Genomic DNA, 22,828 nt, shown 5'->3' with positions numbered 1-22,828 from the left:
GTCCGTGGGGTTTCAGGGTATGTGCATGGCCGTGGCGCAGCGAGTCTGCCTGCTAGGGAGGCGGCGCATGGAGACGATCAGCGGCGGGTCTTGGGTCACGGTTGGGGACGGGTGTCCGTTGCGGGCCATCGCATCCGGGAGTGATGAGGGGTGCCTGGTGTTCGGGCAGGCGCCGCATGAGCATGAGATTACGTTTTCCATGGCGGCGCTTCGGGACTTTGTCGATAAAGGAGCCGCTGTGCTTGCGCAGATGGATGCGCTGGCGGCCAAGGAGCGGGCCGAGTGGGAGGCCGCCGCCTCGGCCTGACTTCATGCCGAGGCGGCAATCTCCTTTACCAGTAGGTTCTTTACCATATTCCTGAGAATTTCCAGGCCGTCTGGGCTCAGGATCGATTCCGGGTGGAACTGGACGGAGCTGAAGGTCGTCGAGCGGAGGGCGTGTACCTCACCGGTTTTCTCGTCGTGGCTCACCTCTACTTGTGGGAGCCCTACGCAGTGGGTCACCGGCGTTTCGCAGTGGCTGGCGAAGGTGTTGTAGAAGCCCACCTTCACCGGCAGGCCGAACAGGGTGATTTCTTTCTGTACGCCCTGGTTGGGGGTTTCCCGGCGCAGGAGGGGTAGGCCCAGTAGGGAGCTGAGTACCTGGTGGCTCAGGCAGACCGCCAGGAACGGCTGGCCGGACATCAGCAGGTCGCGTATCGCCCCGCGCAGGTGGGCGATTTTCGGGTTCGCCGCGTCTCTTGGGTCGCCTGGGCCGGGACCCATCACTACCAGGTCGTAGCCGTCCGTCGGGTGGGGCTCGTCGTGGCGGCGGATCGTTACCGTCAGGCCCAGGGCGCGTAGCTGGTGGGCCAGCATCGCGGTGAAGGTGTCCTCCGCGTCCACTACCAAGGCTCTGCGGCCGGTCAGTGTCGGGTCCGGGCGGTGGGACGGGCTGCGCCAGAACGGGGCGATCGTCTCGTTGCGGGAGGCCAGTGCCTGCTGGACCTCCGGGTGGGTGCTGAGGCTTGTCGGCTTGGTCAGGGCCGCCAGTACGCCCGCTGCCTTTGCCTTCGTCTCCGCTACCTCGGCCATCGGGTTCGAGTGGCGGACCAGTGTGGCGCCTACGCCGATCCGCACCTCACCCGTCGCGGAGATGTCGGCCGTGCGGATCAGGATCGTCGAGTCCAGGGTTCTTCTGCCCTGCTCGTCCCGGCCGATCAGGGCCGCCACGCCGCTGTAGTAGCCGCGGCCCTCGGGCTCGTACGCCGCGATCACCTGGCTCGCGCTCTCCAGCGGGCTGCCGGTGACCGTCGGGGCGAACAGCGTCTCGCGCAGGATGTCGCGGACGTCTGCCTCCGTGTGGCCCTCGATGAAGTACTCCGTGTGGGCCAGTCGCGACATCTCCTTCAGGTACGGGCCCACCACCCTCGTGTCCTCGCACACGCGGGACATCATCTTGAGTTCCTCGTCCACCACCATGAACAGTTCGTCGGTTTCCTTCGGGTCGGACAGGAAATCGATCACTTCGGGCAGTGACGGGCCGCCGGCCGGGTAGCGGTACGTGCCGCTGATCGGGTTCATCACCGCCACGCCGTCGTTGACCGTCACGTGGCGTTCTGGGCTCGCGCCCACCAGTGTTCGGGACCCCGTGTGGATGATGAACGTCCAGTGGGCGCCGGACTCGGCTGCCAGTAGGCGGCGGAACAGCGTCAGCGCCGAGGCCACCGAGTAGCCGGTGATGTCCGCCGTGAACGAGCGTTTGATGACGAAGTTGGCGCCCTTGCCCTGGCCGATCTCGTCGGTTATCACTCGGCGGACCATGTTGGCGTAGTCCTCGTCGGTGATGTCGAACCTGCTGTTGGACAGGGCGATCGGGGTTTCCGGGATGCTGGCGATCGCGTCGGGGGTGGGGATCCTGTCCTGTTCGGTGATCGACATGGCCAGCAGCGGTGTGCCGTCGTCCGGGGCGGTGTAGCCGCGCTCGGTGATTTGTCGATACGGGATCAGGGCCAGGACGTCGTTGCCTGCGCCGAATTCGCGCAGGGGTAGGTCGAACAGAGCGTCTACTTCGGACACTTGACCCAGGAGTACGTCTACGCTGTTTCCTCTGGCCAGTAACGCGAACGGAGGCGGCGTCGGTTCCAGGATCTTCTCCAGTGGCCTCATGCCGCCTCCGTCACGCGCAGTTGTGCCAGAACGTCGTCGGTCGTGGTCACGACGGCGCACCGGCCGGCCGCGTAGTCCAGTGCCAGGCGGTGTTCCGCCTCACCGAAGTCGGCTACCGCGTCCGCCACCAGGAACGGTTGGATGTCGTACGTGAACGCCTCCACCGCGGACATCAGCACGCCCACGTGTGCGTACACGCCGCAGATCACCAACTGGTCGCGGCCCGCTCGCCACATCCTGGCGCGCAGCTCGGTGTTGAAGAACGCGCTGTAGCGCCACTTCGTCAGGAGCCAGTCGGCGGGGCCGGGCTTCAGCGGGCCGATCACCTCGCGGTCCGCCGGGGTCGGGGTCATGCCCAGGCCCCAGAAGTCCTTCAGCAGGCCGCGTTCGGCGGGAGTCATGCCGCCTGGTTGCGCGGTGTAGGCGACCGGGATACCCAGGGCCGCTGCCCGCCGACGTAAGCTGGTGGCGTTGGCGACCAGTGCCGGTGCGGGTGCCTTGTTGTCGAACGGGCGTAGGAAGAAGCGCTGCATGTCATGAACCAGCAGCACGGCACGGGTGGGATCGACAGTCCACCGTGCGGTGTTCGGCGGTAGGTCGGTCGGCATCTCGTACGGGACGATCTCGGGGATTCCTGGCATGGCTTGTCTCCTAGTGGCCCAGCGTCGCGCCGCCGTCGACGGTCATGGTGTGCATCGTGATGTGGCCGGCGCGGTCGGACAGCAGGAACAGCACCGCGTCCGCGATGTCTTCTGGTTGGGCCACCTTGCCGAGTGGGATGCCCAGGCGGAACTGTTCCGGTACGCCTTCGATGGAGGGTCGTCGCCAGTCTCCGCCTGTCCACAGTGAACTCAGCATCTCGGTGTCGGTTGAGCCGGGAGCGACCACGTTGCAGCGGATGCCGTGCTGCGCCAGCTCGAGGGCCATGACCTTGGTGAACGTGGTCGTGGCCGCCTTGGAAGCGGCGTACGCGGCCATCCCGGTACGCGGGTTGTCGGCCGCGTTGGACGCCACCGTGACCACGGCGCCTCGACCGCGCTCGGCCATGCGGTCCGCCACCGCGCGGGTGACGTAGAACGTGCCCGTCGTGTTGACGGCGAGGGTTTGCGTCCAGTCCTCATCGGACAATCGACGTCCCTCGGCCACCCGGAGGATGCCTGCCGCGTTGACCAGGTAGTCGATGGGACCCAGTTGGGATTCCGCCTGCGCAACCGTGGTGTTCACTTCCGCGCTCGAGCGGATGTCCGTGGGGAACGCCGCCGCGATCACGTTGTCGTTGGTCAGGTTCTTGGCCGCCAGGCGTAGACGCTCGGCGTTGCTGTCGACCAGGGCCACGCGTGCGCCGCAGGCACCCAGTTGGGCGGCGATCACCGAACCCATGCCGCCGGCGGCGCCTGTGACCAGGGCGGTCCGGTCGGCCAGCTCGGGGTACGTCATCGGGGGCCTCCTGCCAGGCGATGGCCGTGCCACGCCGAGACCACGGCCATCGCCTGGCTCGGGTTGAGGCGGGGGTCGCAGAACGTGGTGTAGTCCGCTTCGGCCAACTCGGACAGTTCGGCGACGCATTCGGTTACCTGGCTGGGTGTGATCTCGAGGTGCAGTCCGCCCGCCACGCCGCCGGACTCGGCGACCGCCGGTTGGAACCGGTTCACCTCGCGGATCATGGTGTCCAGCAGTCGGGTCTTGCGGTTGCCGACGGTGATCGTGTTGCCGTGCATGGGATCGCACAACCAGATGACGCGGCGGCCCGTTCGGGCGACGGCGCGTACCAGCGGTGGCAGGCGGTCCGCGACGCGGTCCGCGCCCATGCGGGCGATGAGGGTCAGGCGGCCGGGTTCGCGGTGCGGGTCCAGGCGCGCGACGATGGCCAGCAGTTCGTCGGCGGTGGTCTTGGGGCCGACCTTGCAGGCGACCGGGTTGACGACCTCGGCCAGCATGGCGACGTGTGCGCCGTCGGGTTGCCTGGTCCGGTCGCCGATCCAGGGCCAGTGGGTGGAGGACAGCAGGCGGCCGCGGAGCATGGGCTCCTCGTAGTCCAGCAGTAACGCCTCGTGACTTGTCCACAGTGGAGGATCGATACCGTTGGGGCGGAGGGCGTCCATGGCTTCGCGCGCCGCCCAGTAACCGAGGAGGATGCGTTTCGGGTCGGGCCGGCGGGCCTCGTGCTCTGGTTCCGGTGCGTTGACCATGTGGCCGCGGTACACCGGGAGTTCCAGGCCGTTGACGGTTTCCGTTGTGGCAGAGCGGGGTTTGGCGTACTGGCCGGCGATGCGGCCGACGCGCAGGACGGGCTTGCGGGTGTTGGTCTTCATCAGGCCGGCGAGGGTGTCGATCAGGCCGGTCTTGCGGGCCAGGTGGTTGGGGGTGCACTCGGCCGGGTCTTCGGCGCAGTCGCCTGCCTGCAGGACCTGCGCGTTACCGGCAGCGACCTCGGCGAGCGCGGCGCGCAGTGCGTTGACGTCGTGCTCGGTCACCAGGGCCGGCAACCCCGCCAGTTCGTCCCGCACCTGCGCGACGAGTTCGGGGGCGCCCCAGTCTGGTTGCTGGGCGGCCTCTGCCTTGGACATCCGCTTCCTCCCAGTTCGCCCACGAGGACGAGTCAAGGTTGGGTCGCGGGCCTCAATGGCGGCTCAAGAAGGGCTCAACCAGGCCGGGGACGCGCGGGGAAGCGCAGGACGCGAGACTGCCGGTGTCTCAGTGCAGGATGTAGGGGGCGGTGAGGATTTCCAGGCTGTGGCCGTTCGGGTCTTCGAAGTAGACGCCTCGGCCGTTGTAGTCCGTGTTGGTTCTGCCTGGGTGGTTGTGGAACGGGTCGGCCCAGTAGGGGAGGCCGCGGTCCTGGATGCGGGTGAAGATCTCGTCCCATTCGTTCTCCGAGACCAGGAACGCGTAGTGCTGGGGCGGGATCTCAGCGTCGCCCGCGGTCATGAAGTCCAGGCTTACCTCGTTCGCGGTCTCCACCGCTACGAAGGGGCCCAGGCGGCCAGCGATCCTGAGACCCAGGATGTCCGCGTAGAACTTTGCTGACTCCTCGTTGTTCTTCGCCAGCACTATGGTGTGGTTCAGCCGCACGGGCATGTCGACCTCCCTGAGACGAGTTACTCTGCCCAACCCGGGCGGACCAGGCCCGACTCGTAGGCCAGTACTACCAGTTGGGCGCGGTCGCGGGCGTTCAGCTTGATCATGGCGCGGGAGACGTGTGTCTTCGCCGTCGCGGGGCTCACCACCAGCCGGGCGGCTATTTCGTCGTTCGTCAGGCCCTCGCCCACCAGGGCTACTACCTCGCGTTCGCGGTCGGTCAGCACGTTCAGGGTGTTCGGGGCTTTGACCTTTTTGGCCTTTGTCGCGAACTCCTCTATCAGGCGGCGGGTTACGCTCGGGGAAAGGAGTGCGTCGCCGCGGGACACCACTCGGACGGCGTGTACCAGTTCCGCCGGTTCGGTGTCCTTCACCAGGAAACCGCTCGCTCCCACGCGGATGGCTTCGAAGACGTACTCGTCCTCTTCGAACGTCGTCAGGATGAGGATGTGGACGTTGGCCAGTGCCGCGTCCGTCGAAATCATCCTGGTGGCGGCCAGGCCGTCGGTGCCGGGCATGCGGATGTCCATCAGTATCACGTCCGGCCTGTGGTCGCGGGCCACGCGGACGGCCTCGTCGCCGTCGGCCGCCTCGGCTACCACCTCCACGTCCTCCTGCGCGTTCAGCAGCGCGCGGAAGCCGGCTCGCAACAGTGCCTGGTCGTCGGCCAGTGCCACTCGGATCGTCATGTGTCTCCACCTGTCGGGAAGGTCGCCACCACGCGGAAGCCGCCGCCCGGGCGTGGGCCCGCTTCGAAGGTTCCGCCCAGTGCTTCGGCTCGTTGGCGCATGCCCGTCAGGCCGCTGCCCGTACCGACGCTGGGGCCGGCCTCGCCGCGGCCCTCGTCCTCCACCTGGACGCGCAGTTCGCCAGGCAGGTAGGTGAGCGTGACCGTCGCCTTGGTCGGGCCGGCGTGGCGATAGGTGTTCGTGAGTGACTCCTGGACGATGCGCTGGGCCGCCGCGTCCACGCCTTTCGCCAGTGGGCGTTCCTCGCCGATGATCTTCAGCTCCACCGGGAGGCCGGCCTTGTCCATCCGGCCGATGAGGCGGTCCAGCTGGTCCAGGCTCGCCACCGGGTGCCGAGGGGCGGCGCGGTCGACGTCGCGCAGCACGCCCAGGATGTTGCGCAGCTCGACCAGCACCTCCTTCGACGACTGCTTGATCGCCGTCAGCGCCTCGCGGACCTGTTCCGGCTGCGAGTCGATCAGGTGCAGCGCCACCCCGGACTGGACGTTGATCAGCGACACGTGGTGGGCCAGCACGTCGTGCACCTCGCGGGCGATGCGCAGCCGCTCCTCGCTCGCCTGCCGCCGGTCCTGCTCGGCGGCCGCGGCGGCGACCTGCTCGGCCCGGTCGCGGCGGGCCTTCGAGACCTCGCCGAGGCCCATGACCAGCGAGATCCACGCGAGCACGGCACCCGCCGTGCCGTAGTTGAAGGGGAACTCCTGGTGGCCGGCGACCATGGCGGCGAACAGCACCACCGCGCCCAGGTAGCCGGTCGCCCAGGCCGGCAGTCGGGCGCCGTTGGCCACCGCGTTGAACAGTGCGACGGCGACGCTGATGAACACCGGGCCGAACGGGAACCCGAGCGCGAAGTACGCGGCGAGCAGTGCGTACACCGCGGCGAGCACCAGGACCGGCTGGGCGCGGCGCCAGTAGAGCACCCCGGCCGACGCCAGCACCAACACCAATGTAAGCGCATTCACATGGGCCAGCTCGCGTTGTCCGGCCGCGGCCGCGAAGGTGAACACGACCTGCACCAACGCGATGGGCACGACGATCGCGAGCGGGGGCAACTGGCCGAACCAGAACTGCCGGTGCATGGTCATCAGACCCCCCTCCCGCCTCGGCGACGACGTTGCGCTCCGCAAGCTCCGCTCACCCGCAGCGTACTTGTCCGGGGCGCGTACTACCTGGGGCGCAGATCGCCGCCGCCCGGCGTATCCGCCGGTGGTACCCCAGGTGCCGTCCGCCGCCCGACGATTTCGGGGCGGAAAAGGACCACATTGGTACCCATGAACGAGCGACAGGATATCGAGCGGGCGGTGCGGGCCTCGGACACCGAACGGGAACGCATCGCCAGACTGGTCAGCGAAGCCGCCGGTGAAGGGCGGCTGTCCATCGCGGAGGCCGACGAGCGCCTCGAACGCGTCTACACCACCAAGTTCCGCCACGAGCTGACCGAGTTCGTGGCCGACCTGCCGGCCGAACGGACGCGCACAGCCCCCACGGGGCTTGAGCGGTTCCCGGCCCGGCTTCGAGTGCACGCGGCCGTCGCCGTGGTTGTCTCGGTACTGCTGATCCTCCGGTGGGCCGCGATGGACGTGCCGTTCTTCTGGCCGGCCGGCCCGATGTTCGTGCTGTGGGGCACGTTCCTGCTGCACGCGCGTCTCGTCCGGTCGGGCGGCGTTCCTCCATGGGCACGTCAGCGCTCCGGCCCACCATGGTGGGTCGAGAGGCAGCGCGTCGGCGGCTAGGAGGCGGGGAGGGTCATGAAGATCTCGACGCAGGGCATTCAGCCATTACCCAGGCGGGTCCGGCAGATCTGGATGATCCTCCACGTCGCGTGCTCGGTGGGCTGGCTCGGCGTGCTGGTCGCGGACCTCGCGCTCTGCCTGTCCGCACTGAGCACGGACGACCCGACGCGGGCCGCGGCGCTCGACACCGCCGTCACCTCGCTCTCCAGCACCTTCTTCCTGCCCGGCACACTGCTCGTGCTGCTCACGGGCGTCGTCCTGGGCATGGGCACCAGGTGGGGCCTGGCCAGGTTCTACTGGGTGCTCGCCAAGCTCGTCATCGCGCTGGTGCTGCTGGCCGTCGCGAACCTCGCGACCGCGGTGGACCCCGCGCTGCTCGGCCTCCTCACGGTCCTCACCTCGCTCGCGACCGTCCTGTCGATCCTCAAGCCATGGGGCCGGGTCAGCTGGCGCCGATCCCCAGTACTCCAGGAGCAACCATGACTACCGTCGCCCCCGAAACGATCACCGGTCTGGCGGCCCGCGCGGTCGGCGTGACCAAGAAGTTCGGCCTGGGTGCCACCGCCGTGACCGCACTCGACGACATCTCCGTGGACATCCGCCGCGGCCGGTTCACGGCCATCATGGGCCCGTCCGGCTCCGGCAAGTCCACGCTCATGCACTCGCTCGCCGGACTGGACACCGTGAACTCCGGTCAGGTGTGGATCGGCGAGACGGAGCTGACCACGCTGTCCGACAAGGGCCTGGCGGACCTGCGGCGCAACCGGGTCGGCTTCGTCTTCCAGCAGTTCAACCTGCTGCCGACGCTGTCCGCCGAGGAGAACATCCTGCTGCCGCTCGCCATCGCGAAGCGCACGCCGGACCAGGCGTGGTTCGACCAGGTGGTCGAGGCCGTCGGGCTGGCGGACCGGCTCGCGCACCGGCCGAGCGAGCTGTCCGGCGGCCAGCAGCAGCGGGTCGCGTGCGCGCGGGCGCTGCTGCCGAAGCCGGACGTGATCTTCGCGGACGAGCCGACCGGCAACCTGGACACCCGCGCCAGCGGGGAGATCCTGCGCTTCCTGCGCCAGTCGGTCGACGAGTTCAACCAGACGATCGTGATGGTGACGCACGACGCCAGCGCGGCCGCGTACGCGGACCAGGTCGTGTTCCTCCAGGACGGCAAGGCGGTGCACGAGCTGCTCGAGCCGAACGCCGACGAGGTGCTGGACACCATGAAGAGCCTCGACGGGGGTTCGTGATGCTGAAGGCGACGCTGAAGGGGCTGCTGTCCCGCAAGCTCCGGCTCATCCTGGCCGGCTTCGCGGTCGTGCTCGGTGTGATGGCGGTGTCCGCCGCCATGGTCACCACGGCCACCATCGGCAGCGGGTTCGACTCGATCTTCGCGAGCACCAACGCGGACATCGACGTCTCGGTGAGCAAGAAGTCCGATGTGGACTCCGGGGTGGGCGGCAAGGGCTTCGCCCCACCGGTGGCGGCGTCCGCGGTCCAGGAGATCGCGAAGGTGCCGGGTGTGAGGTCCGCGCAGGGCCAGGTGTCGGTCGACGGCGCCCGGCCGGTCGGGCACGACGGCAAGGTGATCAGCGTGCAGGGGCCGCCCCGCAGCGGGGTGGCCTGGCACGGCGAGACCGGGCTGGTGCGGCTGTGGGAGGGTCGCGGGCCGAAGTCGCCGAACGAGGTGGCGATCAACGGCGGCCTCGCGGACCGCGGCCAGTTCAAGGTCGGCCAGACCATCGACGTGCTCACGCTCGCACCCCGGCAGACCTTCACGATCGTCGGGATCTACGGCTACAGCAACGGGCGCGGCTCGATGGGTGGCGACACGCAGGTCGCGTTCACGGAGCCGGTGGCGCAGAAGCTGATGCTCGGCGCGTCCGATGTGTACAGTTCGATCACCGTCACCGCCGACCCGGGCGTGTCGCGGACCGTGCTGAAGACGCGGATCGCGCAGGCGCTCGACGGCACCTACAACGTGCGGACCGGCGACGAGGTGGCCTCGGCGACGGCCGCGGACGGCAAGGCGTTCCTGGAGATCGTGCGGATGGTGCTGCTCGGGTTCTCCGGGCTGTCGCTGCTGGTCGGGATCTTCCTGATCCTCAACACCTTCAACATCCTGGTGGCGCAGCGGACCGGCGAGCTGGCGCTGATGTCGGCGCTCGGCGCCCGGCGGCGGCAGATCATCGGCTCGGTGCTGGTCGAGGCCTTGCTGGTGGGTGCCGGCGCGTCCATCGTGGGCATCGGGCTGGGCATCGGTGTCTCGGTGCTGCTGAAGATGGTGATGGAGGCCAACAGCGGGGCGTCGCTGCCGGTCGGGCTGATCGTGCCGGTGTCGCAGCTGGTGCTGGCGTTCGCGATCGGCGTCGCGGTGACGCTGGTGGCCGCGTTGCTGCCGGCGGTGAAGGCGTCGCGGGTGCCGCCGATCCAGGCCATGCGGGCGTCCGCCGCCGAGCAGCGCTCGCTGACGCGGATCACCGTGCTGGGGGTGGTGCCGACGGTCGTCGGGATCGCGGCCGTGGTCGCGTCGCTGGCGGACCTCGGCTCGCTGCGGTGGGTGGCGCTGACCGGCGGGATCGTGCTGGGGCTGTTCGGGTTGGCGTTGCTGACGCCGGCGCTGAGCCGCTCGCTGCTGCCGGCCCTCGGCCGGGTGGTGGGCTGGTCGATGCCGAGCAAGCTGGGCAACCGGAACGCGGCCCGCAACCCGCGGCGCACGGCCATCACCGTGTCCACCATGGTGATCACGCTGGGGCTCGTCGGCGGCGTGAGCGTGCTGGCGCAGTCGATGAAGGCGGACCTGAGCGGGAGCGCCACCCGTGACCTCGGGGCGGACCTGGTGATCAGCGGTGACGGTGTGACCGCGCGGGCCGGTGGTGGCGGGATCGGTGGCCCGCCGTCGGCGGCGGACGGGCGGATCATGCCGACGTTCTCCGCGTCGGTCATCGACAAGGCACAGGACGTGCCCGGGGTCTCGCGGGCCGTGGCGCAGTACGTGGACACGGTGCAGCTGCCGTCGGGGTCCTCGCCCGCGGCCGCGGCGGACCTGTCGCAGCTGTCCCCCGTGCTGAAGCTGACGGGGTCGCCGCGCACACCGGCCCCTGGTTCGGTCGTGGTGGACGAGGACACGCTGTCGAAGCAGGGCCTGCACGTCGGCGGCACGATCCGCCTGGCGACGCAACGCGCCGGCTGGCGGGAGTTCCGGATCGCCGGCTCGTACGAGGCGACCTACCTGTTGCGGGGACCGGTGTTCAACCCGTCCGAGGTGCCGAACCTGTTCGTGTCCGACGCGCCCGCGATCGGGTACGTGCAGCTGGCGGACGGCGCCGACGCGGCGGCCGCGGCCCGGGCCGTGACCGCGCTGGTCGCGGACAACCCCGAGGTGACGGTGCAGGACCAGACCCAGCTGGCGGCGGACGCGGCGAACCAGGTCAGCATCGCCGAGACGATGCTGTACGTCCTGCTGGGGCTGTCGGTCGTGATCGGGATCCTGGGGATCATCAACACGATGGCACTGTCCATCCTGGAGCGGACGCGGGAGCTGGGGCTGCTGCGGGCGATCGGGATGCGGCGGTCGCACATGGTGCAGATGGTCGTGACCGAGTCGGTGCTGATGTCCCTGTTCGGGGCGGTGCTGGGGCTCGTCGCCGGTGGGGCGGCCGGGGTCGCCGTGTCGACCGTGCTCGGGCTCTCGGCACTGGAGATCCCGTGGGTGTCGCTCGCGGTGTTCCTCGGGCTCGCGGTGGTGGCCGGACTGCTCGCCGCCCTGGCCCCGTCGACCAGGGCGGCGAAGGTGAACGTGCTGTCGGCTATCGCTTACGAATGACCTCCGGGTAGCACCTGGACGGCGAGTCCAACAGCGGTTGGGGCTCGCCGTTCAGGTGTAGGTCGAAGAAGGCCCGGACGTAGCGGCGGGTGATCTCCACCGAGCGGGTGCCGGGCAGCCCGCTACCCAGGTCGACGCCGATCTGCTGGGCCAGCATGTCGTAGTCGGTGAAGGACTGGTGCACCGAGCCGGCGACGGTGAGCCAGCGCTTCCAACCGGTGAGGCGTGGCCAGTCCCGTTCCCAGGTGGGGTCGGTGATCTGCTGCTCGCTGAAGAAGAGGAACGGCCGGGACAGCCCGCTCTCGGGCAGCGGCTTGAACATCGAGCCGTCCAGGTTGGCCCCGGCGCGTACCCGCTGGTCGGTCAGCATCGTCTCGCCCACACTGGCGCCGCCGAGCGACTGGCCCGCCATCCCGATGCGGGACGGGTCGACGAACCGGTACCCGGACAGCTCGTCCAGCACGAAGGACACGTCGCGGGCGCGGCTCTCGATGAGGAGCGTGGGGAAGTCGTCGACGTCCAGCGTGCACGCGGCGCAGGTGGTGACCCGGCCGTCGGGGAAGGTCGTGGCGAAGCTCTCGTAGGTGTGGTCGATGCCGGCGACGACGTAGCCGTGGCTCGCGAGGTCCTCGGCCAGTGCGGTGAGCGTGCTGACCGGCCAGGTGAAGCCGGGCGAGAGCACGACGAGCGGGTGCCGGCCCGGTGCCGGCGCCGCGTCGGTGTAGGCGTTGGTGCGGGTTCTGCTCAGGATGTCCGGTGGCACGCCGGTGACTCCGGTGCCTTCCAGTACGAGCTCGGACTCCGTCGGCGTCATGTACTGCGCCCGGTGCGTGCCCCGCGACTTCGCCGGGAACCACAGCCTGACCATGAGTTCACGCGGTCCGGCCGACGGGACCCAGGGGTCCTGGCGGTTCTCGTCGGTCAGGTGGAGGGACGTGGTGCCGACCGGACGGGAGCCGGTCGGCGCGGGTAGGTACGGCGTGTTCACGGGGTCGGCCGACGCGGGCGTCGCGATGGCGAGCAGTCCCGCGAGGACGACCAGCATGCGTTTCATGGGCTCATCGTGTTGAGTCCGCGCAGCGCGGCGCATCGGTCCGAGGAATGGTCGCGACCGTACTTCTGGCCGATCCCCCGGGCAGGTGCTGGTTCGTAGTCTGGTGCCGTGACGGTTGGGGATCGGCTGACCGGTGCCGCGTTCGCCGTGGCGCTGGCGGTCCAGGCGTACGCGATCGTGGACAGTTGGGGTGGCGCCTACTGGGTGTTCGGGTGCGTCGCGGGGGCCGCGGTCTGCGTGCTCGCCCTGCTGCGGCGCCGCCTGTGGGCCGCCGGCCTGGGACTCGCGGTCGCGGTCGCCGCGGTGGCGGTCGCCAGGGTCGCCCACCTGCCTGGCGAGCCCAGCCCGGCGATGGCCCTCGGGTTGGCCGTCCTGCTCGGCTCCGCGATCCGGGTACGGCCGGTCCGGCCAGCGGCTCTGGTCGCCACCGGCGGACTGGCGGTGGTCGCCGGCAGCTGGTTCGTCACGCCGGGCGTCGCGACGCTGAACGCGCTTGCCTGGTGCGGGGCCGTCATCACCGGGCTCGGCCTACGGCTGCTCGACGATCGCCACCGCGCGGCCGCCGAGGAGGCGCGCCGGGACGAACGCCTCGAGCTGGCGCGGGAACTGCACGACGTCGTCGCGCACCACGTCACCGGCATCGTCCTCCAGGCCCAGGCCGCCCGGGTCGTTCGGCGCAGGCACCCCGAGGCGCTGGACGAACACCTCGCCGGCATCGAGACCGCCGGGGCCGAGGCGCTGACCGGCATGCGGCAGGTCGTGGGGCTGCTGCGGGACACCGGCGACGCGGTCTCCGCCGCGGCGATTCCCGAAAGCCTCGGTGAGCTGGTCGGACGCTTCGACGGGCCGGCGGTGCGCCTGCGGCTGCCCGACGGCGGGACGGCGTGGCCGCGGGAGGTGACCAGCACCGTGTACCGGATCGTCCAGGAGGCGTTGACGAACGTCGCCCGGCACGCCCCGCGCGCGCGGTCGGTGGCGGTCAGCGTGGCTCAGGACCGGGAGGGGATCACGGTGGAGGTCGTCGACGACGGACCGGCCGCCCGGCCGCACCGCGGCGGGTACGGCCTGGTCGGCATGCGTGAACGGGTCGAGGCGCTCGGCGGCACGCTGTTCGCCGGGCCGTGCGACGGTCCCGGCTGGACCGTGCGTGCCAGGCTGCCGGTGCGATGATCAGCGTCCTGGTGGCCGACGACCAGGCCATGGTCCGCACCGGCCTGCGGCTCCTGCTCTCCGACGAGCCCGACATCGAGGTCGTCGCGGAGGCCGCGGACGGTGTCGAGGCGATCGACCTCGCGCGGCGGCTGCGGCCGGACGTGTGCCTGGTGGACATCCGGATGCCGCGCCTCGACGGCATCGAGGTCACGCGTGCGCTCGCCGGGCCGGACGTCACCGACCCGCTCCGGGTGGTCGTCGTCACGACCTTCGACCTCGACGAGTACGTCTACGGCGCACTGCGCTGCGGCGCCGCCGGTTTCGTGCTGAAGGACTCCGGACCCGCCCTGCTCGCCGAGGCCGTCCGCGCCGCGAGTGTCGGCGACGCACTCGTCTCGCCGTCGGTCACGGTGCGGCTCCTGCGGCGGCTCGCACCGGTCCACACAGGACGATCCGGTGGACGGCCCCTGTCCGAGCGGGACACCGAGGTCGCCCGCGCCATCGCCAGGGGCCGCACCAACCGGGAGATCGCGGCCGAGCTGTTCATCTCGGTGAGCACGGTCAAGACGCACGTGGCCGGCATCCAGACCAAGCTCGGACTGCGCAACCGCGTCGAGATCGCCGTGTGGGCGTGGGAGAACGGGGTCAGTCGGTCGTGAGGACCAGCTTGCCCGTGACGCCCTGCTCCAGCCGGCGGAAGGCCTCGTCCGCCGCGCGCAGCGGCAGGGTGGCCACCTCGCGCGGGGCGATCTTGTCCGCCGACAGCAGGTTCAGGACCTCGGCCAGGTCCTCGCGATAGGCCGCGGGCTGCTTCTTCTCCAGGGACCAGGCGTTGTAGAAGCCCGTCTTCTTGCCGTCCGGCTTGAGGTTCGGCAGGGCGATGCCACCGAGGAAGCCGACCGCGCCGATGGCCAGGTTGCGTTTCCCGTTCCGCAGGGCGTTGTTCTGGCCGTACGCGACCAGCCTGCCGCCCTTCCTGAGGACGGCGTACGAGCGCCAGAAGTGGCCGCCGCCCATGGGGTCGAAGACCGCGTCCACGCCGCCGACCGTGTCGCGGACGACGTTCATGAAGTCCTGGGCGCGGTAGTCGATCGCGACGGCGCCGTGGCGGGTGATCAGGTCGGCGTTCGCGGCGGAGCCGGTGCCGAAGACCGTCACGTTGCCGATGTGCTCGGCGAGCTGCAGGAACGCGAGGCCGACGCCGCCCGACGCGCCGTGCACCAGGATGCTCTGTCCACTCCGGACCCGCGCGACGCGGTGCAGCATCTGGTAGGCGATGAAGTAGTTGAGGGCCACCGAGGCCACCGCGACCGCGTCGACTCCGTCGGGCACCGGGACCAGCCGCGCGGCCGGCAGGTTGACGGCCGTGGTGTAACCGCCGGACACCACCAGAGCCGCGACCCGCTGGCCGACGGTCAGGTCGACGCCCGGGCCGACCTCCTCGACGACACCGGTCAGGTCGCAGCCGGGCACGAACGGGGGCTTCGGGCCGCCGGGGATGACACCGCGCTGGAAGAGGAGGTCGCCGTAGGAGACGCCGGCCGCCTCCACCCGGACCCGCGCGTGACCCGCGGGCGGTGGCGGGATCTCCTCGGTGCGGACCTCGAGACTGTTGGTCTGGGCCCGGTTGACGGCGTAGACCGAGGTGCTGGACATCTTGTCCTCCGTGGGCATGGATTTCTCGTCCGTACCGACGCTAACAACCAGTTTTCCCACTCCCCAGGGGAAATCGTCCCGCCCGGCTGGGACCGCGTGTGGACGACGCTGGGTCACCACGCCTGACATGGTCGGGGTCGACTGTGTTCCCAAGGGGAGGTCGAATCCCGATGTCAGACGAGAACATCGAGCTCGTTCGGTTCATCACCGAGGAAGGGCTCAACAAGGGGAAGCTGGACTTCATCCACGACGTCTTCTCCCCCGACTACGAGGTGCACACCGCCGGGCTGGCGCTGCCGAAAGGCCCCGCCGCCTTCCAGCTGGCGGTCGAGTTCTGGAAGCGGGCCTTCCCGGACTTCACCTGCGGCATCCAGGACATGTTCGCCGCCGGCGAGCTGGTCGGCCTGCGGTTCCGCACCACCGGCACGCACACCGGGCCGCTGATGTGGATGCCGCCCACGGGCAACTCGTTCGTCGTGGAGGGCGTCGACCTGCACCGGGTGCGTGACGGCAAGGTCGTCGAGTCGTGGATCAGCGACGACTTCCCGCGGATCCTCTTCGAACTGGGCATCGTGAAGGAGCCCGCGCCGCCGGCCGGCGCGCGGCCGCCCGAGGGTGTCGCGCTGCCCGAGGCCAGCTGATGGGCGCCCCGAAGATCGCGTTCATCGGCCTCGGCGCGATGGGCGGCGGCATGGCGGCGCGGCTGCTCGACAGCGGCGCGCACGTGACCGTCTACAACCGGACGCGTGCGAAGGGTGCGGAGCTGGCCGAGCAGGGCGCGGTGCTGGCCGACACCCCCGCCGAGGCGGCGGCCGGCGCCGACGTCGTGTTCCTCTCGCTGGCCACCAGCGAGGTCGTGGAGACGCTGCTGTTCGGCGCCGACGGCGTGGTCGAGACCCTGCCCAGGGGCGCGGTCGTCGCCGACATGTCCACGGTCGCGCCGGACTTCGCGGTTCGGCTGAAGGACCGGCTGGCCGGGACCGGGCACCGCGGGCTGGACGCCTGCGTGCTCGGCAACGCCCAGCACGCCAGGGACGGCGAGCTGCGGTTCATGATCGGTGGCGCGGCGGAGGACGTCGAGACCATCCGGCCGGTGATCGCGCACCTCGCCAAGGAGATCGTCCACCTGGGCGAGTCGGGCAAGGGCGCCACCGCCAAGCTCGCGCTCAACCTGTTGATGGGCGTGGAGATGCAGGCACTGGCCGAGGCCGTCGTGTTCGGGGAGAAGGCCGGGCTCGACCGCGGCACGCTCATCCGGCTCATCGCGGCCAGCGGCTACAGCGCGCCGGTCATGAAGTTCAAGGCCGGCGTGATGGCGCGGCGGGCGTTCGAGAACCCGGACTTCCGGCTCAAGCTCATGCGCAAGGACCTCGGGCTGGTGCTGGCCGAGACGTCCAGGCTGGGGGTGCCGATGCCGGCCACCGCGGCGAGCCACGACTGGCTCACCAACGCGAAGAACCAGGGCCTCGGCGAGCACGACTGCGCCTCGATCATCGCGATCCTGGAGCAGGCCTCCGGTCTCGACTACCCGTGGCCGGGGGACGTCAAGTCCTGAGTGTCGTGTGGTGAGCGCCGTGTCCTGGGCGGTTCGGGACTCGGGACTCCTGTCCGTGGGACGGACGAAGCGGATCCTCAGAAGGAAAACCACTGCCGAAGCTGGAGTGACTGGCCGTGCACCGATCATTGATTGTCGCTCGAATACTGCCGGACGCACACGACAGGGTCGCCGAGATCTGGGCGGAGTCCGACGCCACCGAACTGCCCCGCATCGCCGGCGTCCAGCACCGATCACTGTGGACACTCGGTGACGTCTACATCCAGTTGCTGGAGACCGACGAGCCGGGGCAGGAAACCATCAACCGGATCAAGGGCCACCCGGAGTTCGTCCGGATCTCCGAGCGGCTGAGCGAGTACATCTCGCCGTACCTCTCGACCTGGCGCTCGCCCAAGGACGCCCAGGCCCGGCCGTTCTACACGTACGACAAGTAGGGAGAGTCCAAGAAATGGCGAACGTCACCTTCGAAGACGTCGAGTCGATCCTGGTCACGAAGGTGGGCCTGGACCAGCGGACGCTGGCCGGCAACCGGGAGGGCACGCTGGAGGAGCTGGGCCTCGACTCGCTCGCCGTCCTCGAGCTGCAGATCGTGATCACCAAGGCCTACGGGGTGGAGATCCCCGACGAGTCCGGCGACCTCAACGTCGGCCAGATCGTCGACTTCATCAACGACAACGTCGCCGAGCAGGCAGCGTAGAGGGGGCGGAGATGGCTGGGCACACCGACAACCAGATCCGGATCGAGGCGCCGTTCCAGCTCGTCTGGGACATCACCAACGACGTGCCGAACTGGCCGGACCTGTTCACCGAGTACGCCGCCACCGAGGTGGTGAGCGAGGACGGTGACACGATCACCTTCCGCCTCACCATGTACCCGGACGACAACGGCGTCACGTGGAGCTGGGTGAGCGAGCGCACCCGCTACTACGACGAGAAGCGGACCCACTCGCACCGCATCGAGACCGGTCCGTTCGAGTACATGAACCTCGACTGGTACTACGAAGAGGTCGAGGGCGGCGTGATCCTGCGCTGGGTCCAGGACTTCCACATGAAGGACACCGCGCCGGTGGACGACGAGTGGATGGTCAACAACATCAACACCAACTCGAAAGTCCAGATGCGGGTCATCAAGGACAAGATCGAGAAGATCCACCACTCGAAGCGGGCGTCCGACGACAAGGTCGTGGCCATTCACCAATGCCCGCAGGACCACCGGCGGGGCGGCACGATCCAGACGCTGCTGTCGCCGCGGACGGTCGCCAGCACGTCCGGGTTCATGGGTGGCGCCACGCTGGCACCGGGTGAGGCGATCGCCGAGCACTACCACCCGTACAGCGAGGAGTTCGTGTTCTGCATCCGCGGCACGCTCGAGGTCGACGTGGACGACAAGGTCGTTGAGCTGCCGGCCGGCAGCGCGATCCTGGTGCCCAAGGAGAAGCGCCACCGCCTGCGCAACGTGGGTGGCGACGAGGTCTTCGCCGTGTTCCACCTCGGCCCGCTCGCGCCGCGGCCGGAGCTGGGCCACGTGGACACCGAGACCCGGGAAGAGGCCGCCGCGTTCGCCGCGGAGATCCTGGCCGCCAGGGAGAAGAAGGCCGCATGAACGCGGCCTGCGGAGCGAACCATCGGTATCCAGGCCGGCGTCGGGTTCGCGAAGGGCGCCGGTGGAGCGGAGCCTGCGGAGCGTTCCGGCGCCACGGAGCGAAGGAGGCGACGGCATGAGCCAACACCGCAGGGTTGTCGTCACCGGGGTCGGCGTGGTCGCCCCCGGTGGCGTCACGCGAACGCAGTTCTGGGACACCCTGACCGCGGGCCGCACCGCGACGAGGAAGATCACCTTCTTCGACGCGACGAAGTTCCGGTCCAGGGTGGCCGCGGAGGCCGACTTCGACCCGGTCGCGGCCGGCCTGACCACACAGGAGATCCGCCGCGCCGACCGGTACGTCCAGTTCGGACTGGCCTGCGCCGCGGAGGCGCTGACGGACTCGGGCCTGGTGCTGGACGAGCAGACGCTCGAGAACACCGGCGTCGTCATGGGCTCCGCGGTCGGCGGCACGATGGCACTCGAGGACGAGTACGTCGCGGTGTCCAACACCGGCAAGGAATGGCTGGTCGACCACACGTACGCGGGCCCGTTCCTGTACCAGGCGCTGGTCCCGTCGTCGCTGGCCGCGGACATCGCGCACCGGTACGGCACGCACGGCCCGACGCAGGTGGTCTCGACCGGCTGCACGTCCGGCATCGACGCGATCGGCTACGCCTGGCACCTCGTGCAGGACGGCGAGGCGGACGTGATCATCGCGGGCGCGTCGGACTCGCCGATCTCCCCGGTGACGGTGTCGTCCTTCGACGCGATCAAGGCCACCACCCCGGAGAACGACGACCCGTCGCACGCATCCCGGCCGTTCGACGCGACCCGCAAGGGCTTCGTCATGGGCGAGGGCGGCGCGGTCCTGATCCTGGAGGAGCTGGGCCACGCACTGCGCCGCGGCGCCAAGGTGTACTGCGAGGTCACCGGCTACGCGTCGCGGTCGAACGGCTTCCACATGACGGGTCTGCGCCCGGACGGGCTGGAGATGTCCGAGGCCATTCGGGTGTCGCTGGACCAGGGCCGCACCAACCCGACCGACGTCGACTACATCTGCGCGCACGGCTCGGGCACCAAGCAGAACGACCGCCACGAGACGGCGGCGTTCAAGCGGGCGCTCGGCGAGCACGCGTACAGGACGCCGGTCAGCTCGATCAAGTCGATGATCGGCCACTCCCTCGGCGCGATCGGCGCGATCGAGATGGCGGCCTGCGCACTGACCATCGACAACAACGTGGTCCCGCCGACGGCCAACTGGTCCGAGCGCGACCCGGAGTGCGACCTCGACTACACGCCCGTCACCGCGCGGGAGAAGAAGGTCGACGTGGCGTTGTCGGTGGGCAGCGGGTTCGGCGGGTTCCAGAGCGCGATGGTGTTCAGCGCGTTGAAGGAGGCGGCGTGAACAGGGCTGTCATCACCGGTATCGGCGTCGTCGCGCCATCCGGTGTCGGGGCGGACGCGCACTGGAAGTCCGTGCTGGACGGCACGTCGAAGCTGGGCCGGATCACCCGCTTCGACCCGTCGTCGTACCCGGTCGCACTGGCCGGCGAGGTCCCGGAGTTCGACGTGGCGGACTACGTGACCGCACGGCTGAAGGTCGCCACCGACCGCTGGACCTGGCACGGTTTCGCGGCCAGCCAGGAGGCGCTCGACGACTCCGGCATCGATCTGTCCACACTGGACCCGTACGGGGCGGCGGTCGCTCTGGCGTCGTCGTCCGGCGGCAACGAGTTCGGACAGGGCGAGCTACAGGCACTGTGGGCCGAGCCGGACGGCAAGGTCAGCGTGTACCAGTCGATCGCCTGGTTCTACGCGGCGAGCGTCGGCCAGATCTCGATCCTGCACCAGCTGAAGGGCCAGTGCTCGGTGCTGGTCGCGGAGGCGGCGGGTGGCCTGGACAGCTTCGCCCAGGCCACTCGAACCATCCGTCGTGGCACCAAGGTGGTGCTGGCCGGCGGAACCGAGGCTCCGCTGTCGCCGTACGCGCTGACGTGCCAGCTGTCCACCGGCCGGCTGTCGGTGTCCGACGACCCGGCGACGGCCTACCAGCCGTTCTCGGTCGGCGCACGGGGTTATGTCGCCGCCGAGGGTGGCGCGGTGCTGCTGGTGGAGGACCTCGACCACGCCCGCGCACGGGGCGCGGACATCTACGGCGAGGTGCTCGGCTGGGCGGCCACACACGACGGCCGCGCGACCCGCCCCGGAAACGGCGGCTCGGTCGAGCAGTACTCGCGGGCCATGCGCGTCGCGTTGGCGCGAGCGGACCGGTCGGCGTCCGACGTGGACGTCGTGTTCCCGGATGCCGTCGGGGTGCCGGCGGCCGACGCGGTCGAGGCCGAGGCCATCCGGTCGGTGTTCGGCGACGTGCCGGTCACCACCCAGAAGGCGCAGATCGGCCGCATGTACCAGGGCGGCGCGGCGCTGGACGTGGCCACGGCGCTGCAGGCCATCCGGTACGACACGCTGCCGGCAACACACGGCCTGGGTGACGTCGCACCGGGCTGCGAGCTGAACTTCGTCCGCGAGGCCACACCGAGCCACGTCGACGTGGCCGTGGTCAACGCGCGTGGTTACGACGGCTACAACACGTCCCTGGTCGTGGGCCGGTACGAGGAGTGAGTGTCATGACCCATGCCCGAATCGTGTTCCTGGTCCGGGTGCCGCGCGAGCGCACCCAGGAGTTCCTGCAGGCGTACGAGAACATCCGCTACGAGGTGGCCACGGGCGTCCAGGGGCACATCCTGGACCAGGTGTGCCAGTCCCCGGCCGACCCCGAACAGTGGCTGATCACGAGCGAGTGGGAAACACTGGACGACTTCGTCCGGTGGGAGCAGAGCCCCGGTCACCGCGACCTGGCCGGACCGATGCGCGCCTGCATGAGCGAGGCCCGCTCGATCAAGTTCGTGGTCCGGAAAGAGACGAGCAAGACCCGGCTCGCCAGCTGAAACAGGAGTAGAGAAATGACCAACGCGCTCACCATCATGAGTGTCTGGGTGCTGGCCGCGTCCGGCATCCAGCTCGGCACCCTCTGGATCATGAAGCTGTCCATCCTCCCGCTGCTCAACGGCCTGCCGTACGACCGTTACGTGTCGACCTGCCAACGAATCGACATGCACGTCTTCCACCCGATCGCCGTGTGGAACGGCGTAATCGCGGCGGGCATCGGCGTCATCGCCGCGTTCGCCACCGGCAGCGCGGCGGCCGCGACACTGTTCGTGGTCGGCTCGGTCGGCATGGCGGTCGTGGGCCTGACCTCGGAGGGCGTGAACCGCCCGATCTGGCGCCAGGTCGAGAAGTGGAGCATCGACAAGGTCGACGACGAGAGGTGGGCGCAGAAGCGGCACACCTGGCACCTCGCCCACCAGGTCCGCACGTACGGCGCCATCGTGGCCGTGGCCGCGTACATCGCCGCGGTACTCGCGGTCTGAGGCAAGGCATGCACGTGACGGCGCCCCGGGCGGCACGCCCGGGGCGCCGTCACGTGTGGGGAGAAAAGGGGGAAGGAGAAGGGCGGCGAGGCTGAGGCGCGCTCGAAGGCGAACAAGAACCAACTCAAGAGCGACTCAAAACCAGCTCAAGAAATGCTTTGACGAGCCAGGACCTGGCCTACGTTCGACAAGTGCCTCAATGCGGCAGAAAGCCCGGGCCAGACAACCGGCCCGGGCTTTCTTCATGGGACTCAACGCCCCGGTGGACGACCACCGGTGCCACCCTGGGGCGCACCCAGCTGCGACATCTGCAACCCGGCGATCACCCAGTCACCACCGACCCGAACGAGGGTAGCCGAGTAGCGGAGCTTCGACATCGGCACCGGGTTGCCCTGGTACGTCGCCGCCTGGTCCTGGATGCCGACCGCGATCGCCGCGTCGCCGTACTGGCGGACGGTCGTGTCCAGCAGCTTGTACTGGGTGTAGCCGAGGTCGCCGGAGGCGTGCCGCTGCAGCCACTCCTCCCTGGTGAGGGTGAAGCCGAACGGGCCGATGCCCAGGAAGTCCGCCGCGAGGAACGTGCCGATGGCCTCGTGGTCGCCGGACAGCTCGGCCTCGGCCCAGCGGTCGAGCAGGTCGGTGATCGCTGCGGTGTCGTCGCTCATGTCGCCCTCTTTCGACTGGAGATCCTTGCGATGGAACAAGAATGGCGGTTTGGGTCCCTGCCCGTCGTCACCCGGGCGACGGCTTCCCGCGTACTCCCGGGGGAGACCTCGCCGCCCCATGAGCACCGTACGCGACGTACACGAGATCACCTCGTCAGCTCGACTCGGTCGTCAGTATTCCCGGCCACACTGGGGTCGGCACTGGCGCGCGG

The 22,828-nt window shown here is 69.6% G+C and carries 26 protein-coding genes; 16 read left to right on the top strand and 10 right to left on the bottom strand.

Annotated elements, in window-relative coordinates; translation table 11 throughout:
* Positions 1 to 67 precede the first annotated feature (67 nt).
* On the top strand, positions 68 to 307 hold the full coding sequence (locus ACJ73U_RS24290; RefSeq protein ID WP_407780001.1) for a hypothetical protein: 240 nt from the start codon (positions 68 to 70) through the stop codon (positions 305 to 307).
* Positions 308 to 309: 2 nt separating this feature from the next.
* Here the strand turns inward: ACJ73U_RS24290 and ACJ73U_RS24285 are convergent, their stop codons facing one another.
* The 7 genes from ACJ73U_RS24285 to ACJ73U_RS24255 form a co-directional block, all read right to left on the bottom strand.
* Positions 310 to 2,058 carry an anthranilate synthase family protein gene (locus ACJ73U_RS24285; RefSeq protein ID WP_407780000.1) on the bottom strand — a complete coding sequence of 583 codons (1,749 nt, stop codon included), beginning with the start codon at positions 2,056 to 2,058 and terminating at the stop codon, positions 310 to 312.
* 86 nt (positions 2,059 to 2,144) lie between these two features.
* Complete coding sequence (locus ACJ73U_RS24280) at positions 2,145 to 2,789, bottom strand: isochorismatase family protein (RefSeq protein ID WP_407779999.1); 645 nt, start codon at positions 2,787 to 2,789, stop codon at positions 2,145 to 2,147.
* Between the two features lie 10 nt (positions 2,790 to 2,799).
* Positions 2,800 to 3,585, bottom strand: a complete 786-nt coding sequence (locus ACJ73U_RS24275; protein ID WP_407779998.1) for a 2,3-dihydro-2,3-dihydroxybenzoate dehydrogenase — start codon at positions 3,583 to 3,585, stop codon at positions 2,800 to 2,802.
* Positions 3,582 to 4,715 (bottom strand): 3-deoxy-7-phosphoheptulonate synthase, encoded by a 1,134-nt coding sequence (locus tag ACJ73U_RS24270; protein WP_407779997.1) that lies wholly within the window; start codon positions 4,713 to 4,715, stop codon positions 3,582 to 3,584. The genes ACJ73U_RS24275 and ACJ73U_RS24270 overlap by 4 nt, the downstream gene beginning before the upstream one ends.
* A gap of 127 nt (positions 4,716 to 4,842) precedes the next feature.
* The gene (locus ACJ73U_RS24265) at positions 4,843 to 5,226 is read right to left on the bottom strand and encodes a VOC family protein (RefSeq protein ID WP_407779996.1); all 384 of its coding nucleotides are present in this window, start codon (positions 5,224 to 5,226) and stop codon (positions 4,843 to 4,845) included.
* Positions 5,227 to 5,246: 20 nt separating this feature from the next.
* Complete coding sequence (locus tag ACJ73U_RS24260) at positions 5,247 to 5,915, bottom strand: response regulator (RefSeq protein ID WP_407779995.1); 669 nt, start codon at positions 5,913 to 5,915, stop codon at positions 5,247 to 5,249.
* Positions 5,912 to 7,057, bottom strand: a complete 1,146-nt coding sequence (locus tag ACJ73U_RS24255) for a sensor histidine kinase (protein ID WP_407779994.1) — start codon at positions 7,055 to 7,057, stop codon at positions 5,912 to 5,914. Before ACJ73U_RS24255 ends, ACJ73U_RS24260 begins: the two co-directional genes overlap by 4 nt.
* A 186-nt stretch (positions 7,058 to 7,243) precedes the next feature.
* Here ACJ73U_RS24255 and ACJ73U_RS24250 point away from each other — a divergent pair, with 186 nt between their 5' ends.
* The 4 genes from ACJ73U_RS24250 to ACJ73U_RS24235 are packed head-to-tail and all read left to right on the top strand — an operon-like array spanning position 7,244 to position 11,519.
* Entirely contained in the window at positions 7,244 to 7,705 is a 462-nt protein-coding gene (locus ACJ73U_RS24250; RefSeq protein WP_407779993.1) for a DUF1707 domain-containing protein, read from the top strand.
* A gap of 15 nt (positions 7,706 to 7,720) precedes the next feature.
* Positions 7,721 to 8,188, top strand: a complete 468-nt coding sequence (locus ACJ73U_RS24245; protein WP_407779992.1) for a hypothetical protein — start codon at positions 7,721 to 7,723, stop codon at positions 8,186 to 8,188.
* Positions 8,185 to 8,943 (top strand): ABC transporter ATP-binding protein, encoded by a 759-nt coding sequence (locus ACJ73U_RS24240; protein ID WP_407779991.1) that lies wholly within the window; start codon positions 8,185 to 8,187, stop codon positions 8,941 to 8,943. The genes ACJ73U_RS24245 and ACJ73U_RS24240 overlap by 4 nt, the downstream gene beginning before the upstream one ends.
* Positions 8,943 to 11,519: an ABC transporter permease gene (locus ACJ73U_RS24235; protein WP_407779990.1), complete on the top strand. Its 2,577-nt coding sequence runs from the start codon at positions 8,943 to 8,945 to the stop codon at positions 11,517 to 11,519. The genes ACJ73U_RS24240 and ACJ73U_RS24235 overlap by 1 nt, the downstream gene beginning before the upstream one ends.
* Here ACJ73U_RS24235 and ACJ73U_RS24230 read toward each other — a convergent pair.
* Complete coding sequence (locus ACJ73U_RS24230; RefSeq protein WP_407779989.1) at positions 11,503 to 12,573, bottom strand: alpha/beta hydrolase family protein; 1,071 nt, start codon at positions 12,571 to 12,573, stop codon at positions 11,503 to 11,505. The genes ACJ73U_RS24235 and ACJ73U_RS24230 overlap by 17 nt on opposite strands.
* 108 nt (positions 12,574 to 12,681) lie before the next feature.
* On the opposite strand from ACJ73U_RS24230, the gene ACJ73U_RS24225 reads away from it, so the two are divergent.
* Entirely contained in the window at positions 12,682 to 13,743 is a 1,062-nt protein-coding gene (locus ACJ73U_RS24225) for a sensor histidine kinase (RefSeq protein WP_407779988.1), read from the top strand.
* On the top strand, positions 13,740 to 14,384 hold the full coding sequence (locus ACJ73U_RS24220) for a response regulator (RefSeq protein WP_407779987.1): 645 nt from the start codon (positions 13,740 to 13,742) through the stop codon (positions 14,382 to 14,384). Before ACJ73U_RS24225 ends, ACJ73U_RS24220 begins: the two co-directional genes overlap by 4 nt.
* Here ACJ73U_RS24220 and ACJ73U_RS24215 read toward each other — a convergent pair.
* Positions 14,371 to 15,399, bottom strand: a complete 1,029-nt coding sequence (locus ACJ73U_RS24215) for a medium chain dehydrogenase/reductase family protein (RefSeq protein ID WP_407779986.1) — start codon at positions 15,397 to 15,399, stop codon at positions 14,371 to 14,373. The genes ACJ73U_RS24220 and ACJ73U_RS24215 overlap by 14 nt on opposite strands.
* Before the next feature lie 152 nt (positions 15,400 to 15,551).
* Here ACJ73U_RS24215 and ACJ73U_RS24210 point away from each other — a divergent pair, with 152 nt between their 5' ends.
* From ACJ73U_RS24210 to ACJ73U_RS24170, 9 genes are all read left to right on the top strand, one after another.
* Positions 15,552 to 16,022, top strand: a complete 471-nt coding sequence (locus tag ACJ73U_RS24210) for an ester cyclase (RefSeq protein ID WP_407779985.1) — start codon at positions 15,552 to 15,554, stop codon at positions 16,020 to 16,022.
* Positions 16,022 to 16,936, top strand: a complete 915-nt coding sequence (locus ACJ73U_RS24205; RefSeq protein ID WP_407779984.1) for an NAD(P)-dependent oxidoreductase — start codon at positions 16,022 to 16,024, stop codon at positions 16,934 to 16,936. The genes ACJ73U_RS24210 and ACJ73U_RS24205 overlap by 1 nt, the downstream gene beginning before the upstream one ends.
* Positions 16,937 to 17,052: 116 nt before the next feature.
* Entirely contained in the window at positions 17,053 to 17,370 is a 318-nt protein-coding gene (locus ACJ73U_RS24200; RefSeq protein WP_407779983.1) for a TcmI family type II polyketide cyclase, read from the top strand.
* Positions 17,371 to 17,384: 14 nt separating this feature from the next.
* Positions 17,385 to 17,633 (top strand): phosphopantetheine-binding protein, encoded by a 249-nt coding sequence (locus ACJ73U_RS24195; RefSeq protein ID WP_407779982.1) that lies wholly within the window; start codon positions 17,385 to 17,387, stop codon positions 17,631 to 17,633.
* An 11-nt stretch (positions 17,634 to 17,644) separates the two neighbouring features.
* Positions 17,645 to 18,538, top strand: a complete 894-nt coding sequence (locus ACJ73U_RS24190) for a cupin domain-containing protein (RefSeq protein ID WP_407779981.1) — start codon at positions 17,645 to 17,647, stop codon at positions 18,536 to 18,538.
* 115 nt (positions 18,539 to 18,653) lie between these two features.
* On the top strand, positions 18,654 to 19,925 hold the full coding sequence (locus ACJ73U_RS24185) for a beta-ketoacyl-[acyl-carrier-protein] synthase family protein (protein ID WP_407779980.1): 1,272 nt from the start codon (positions 18,654 to 18,656) through the stop codon (positions 19,923 to 19,925).
* A complete protein-coding gene (locus ACJ73U_RS24180) occupies positions 19,922 to 21,142 on the top strand; it encodes a beta-ketoacyl synthase N-terminal-like domain-containing protein (protein WP_407779979.1) in 1,221 nt (406 codons plus the stop codon). The genes ACJ73U_RS24185 and ACJ73U_RS24180 overlap by 4 nt, the downstream gene beginning before the upstream one ends.
* Positions 21,143 to 21,147: 5 nt before the next feature.
* Positions 21,148 to 21,468 carry an antibiotic biosynthesis monooxygenase family protein gene (locus ACJ73U_RS24175; protein ID WP_407779978.1) on the top strand — a complete coding sequence of 107 codons (321 nt, stop codon included), beginning with the start codon at positions 21,148 to 21,150 and terminating at the stop codon, positions 21,466 to 21,468.
* 15 nt (positions 21,469 to 21,483) lie between these two features.
* Positions 21,484 to 21,951, top strand: a complete 468-nt coding sequence (locus tag ACJ73U_RS24170; protein ID WP_407779977.1) for a hypothetical protein — start codon at positions 21,484 to 21,486, stop codon at positions 21,949 to 21,951.
* 251 nt (positions 21,952 to 22,202) lie between these two features.
* Here ACJ73U_RS24170 and ACJ73U_RS24165 read toward each other — a convergent pair whose 3' ends face one another.
* Positions 22,203 to 22,616: a nuclear transport factor 2 family protein gene (locus ACJ73U_RS24165; RefSeq protein WP_407779976.1), complete on the bottom strand. Its 414-nt coding sequence runs from the start codon at positions 22,614 to 22,616 to the stop codon at positions 22,203 to 22,205.
* Positions 22,617 to 22,828 lie beyond the last annotated feature (212 nt).

This window comes from Actinophytocola sp. (genome assembly GCF_045807065.1).
Taxonomy (GTDB): Bacteria; Actinomycetota; Actinomycetes; order Mycobacteriales; family Pseudonocardiaceae; genus Actinophytocola.
This window is presented reverse-complemented; position numbering and strand designations above follow the sequence as displayed.

Excerpts from the sequence above, each read along its gene's own strand:
- ACJ73U_RS24290 (WP_407780001.1), top strand. The coding sequence starts at position 68 with ATGGAGACGATCAGCGGCGGGTCTTGGGTCACGGTTGGGGACGGGTGT.
- ACJ73U_RS24280 (WP_407779999.1), bottom strand. The coding sequence starts at position 2,789 with ATGCCAGGAATCCCCGAGATCGTCCCGTACGAGATGCCGACCGACCTA.
- ACJ73U_RS24275 (WP_407779998.1), bottom strand. The coding sequence starts at position 3,585 with ATGACGTACCCCGAGCTGGCCGACCGGACCGCCCTGGTCACAGGCGCC.
- ACJ73U_RS24270 (WP_407779997.1), bottom strand. The coding sequence starts at position 4,715 with ATGTCCAAGGCAGAGGCCGCCCAGCAACCAGACTGGGGCGCCCCCGAA.
- ACJ73U_RS24265 (WP_407779996.1), bottom strand. The coding sequence starts at position 5,226 with ATGCCCGTGCGGCTGAACCACACCATAGTGCTGGCGAAGAACAACGAG.
- ACJ73U_RS24260 (WP_407779995.1), bottom strand. The coding sequence starts at position 5,915 with ATGACGATCCGAGTGGCACTGGCCGACGACCAGGCACTGTTGCGAGCC.
- ACJ73U_RS24255 (WP_407779994.1), bottom strand. The coding sequence starts at position 7,057 with ATGACCATGCACCGGCAGTTCTGGTTCGGCCAGTTGCCCCCGCTCGCG.
- ACJ73U_RS24250 (WP_407779993.1), top strand. The coding sequence starts at position 7,244 with ATGAACGAGCGACAGGATATCGAGCGGGCGGTGCGGGCCTCGGACACC.
- ACJ73U_RS24245 (WP_407779992.1), top strand. The coding sequence starts at position 7,721 with ATGAAGATCTCGACGCAGGGCATTCAGCCATTACCCAGGCGGGTCCGG.
- ACJ73U_RS24240 (WP_407779991.1), top strand. The coding sequence starts at position 8,185 with ATGACTACCGTCGCCCCCGAAACGATCACCGGTCTGGCGGCCCGCGCG.
- ACJ73U_RS24235 (WP_407779990.1), top strand. The coding sequence starts at position 8,943 with ATGCTGAAGGCGACGCTGAAGGGGCTGCTGTCCCGCAAGCTCCGGCTC.
- ACJ73U_RS24230 (WP_407779989.1), bottom strand. The coding sequence starts at position 12,573 with ATGAAACGCATGCTGGTCGTCCTCGCGGGACTGCTCGCCATCGCGACG.
- ACJ73U_RS24220 (WP_407779987.1), top strand. The coding sequence starts at position 13,740 with ATGATCAGCGTCCTGGTGGCCGACGACCAGGCCATGGTCCGCACCGGC.
- ACJ73U_RS24215 (WP_407779986.1), bottom strand. The coding sequence starts at position 15,399 with ATGCCCACGGAGGACAAGATGTCCAGCACCTCGGTCTACGCCGTCAAC.
- ACJ73U_RS24210 (WP_407779985.1), top strand. The coding sequence starts at position 15,552 with ATGTCAGACGAGAACATCGAGCTCGTTCGGTTCATCACCGAGGAAGGG.
- ACJ73U_RS24205 (WP_407779984.1), top strand. The coding sequence starts at position 16,022 with ATGGGCGCCCCGAAGATCGCGTTCATCGGCCTCGGCGCGATGGGCGGC.
- ACJ73U_RS24195 (WP_407779982.1), top strand. The coding sequence starts at position 17,385 with ATGGCGAACGTCACCTTCGAAGACGTCGAGTCGATCCTGGTCACGAAG.
- ACJ73U_RS24190 (WP_407779981.1), top strand. The coding sequence starts at position 17,645 with ATGGCTGGGCACACCGACAACCAGATCCGGATCGAGGCGCCGTTCCAG.
- ACJ73U_RS24185 (WP_407779980.1), top strand. The coding sequence starts at position 18,654 with ATGAGCCAACACCGCAGGGTTGTCGTCACCGGGGTCGGCGTGGTCGCC.
- ACJ73U_RS24175 (WP_407779978.1), top strand. The coding sequence starts at position 21,148 with ATGACCCATGCCCGAATCGTGTTCCTGGTCCGGGTGCCGCGCGAGCGC.
- ACJ73U_RS24170 (WP_407779977.1), top strand. The coding sequence starts at position 21,484 with ATGACCAACGCGCTCACCATCATGAGTGTCTGGGTGCTGGCCGCGTCC.
- ACJ73U_RS24165 (WP_407779976.1), bottom strand. The coding sequence starts at position 22,616 with ATGAGCGACGACACCGCAGCGATCACCGACCTGCTCGACCGCTGGGCC.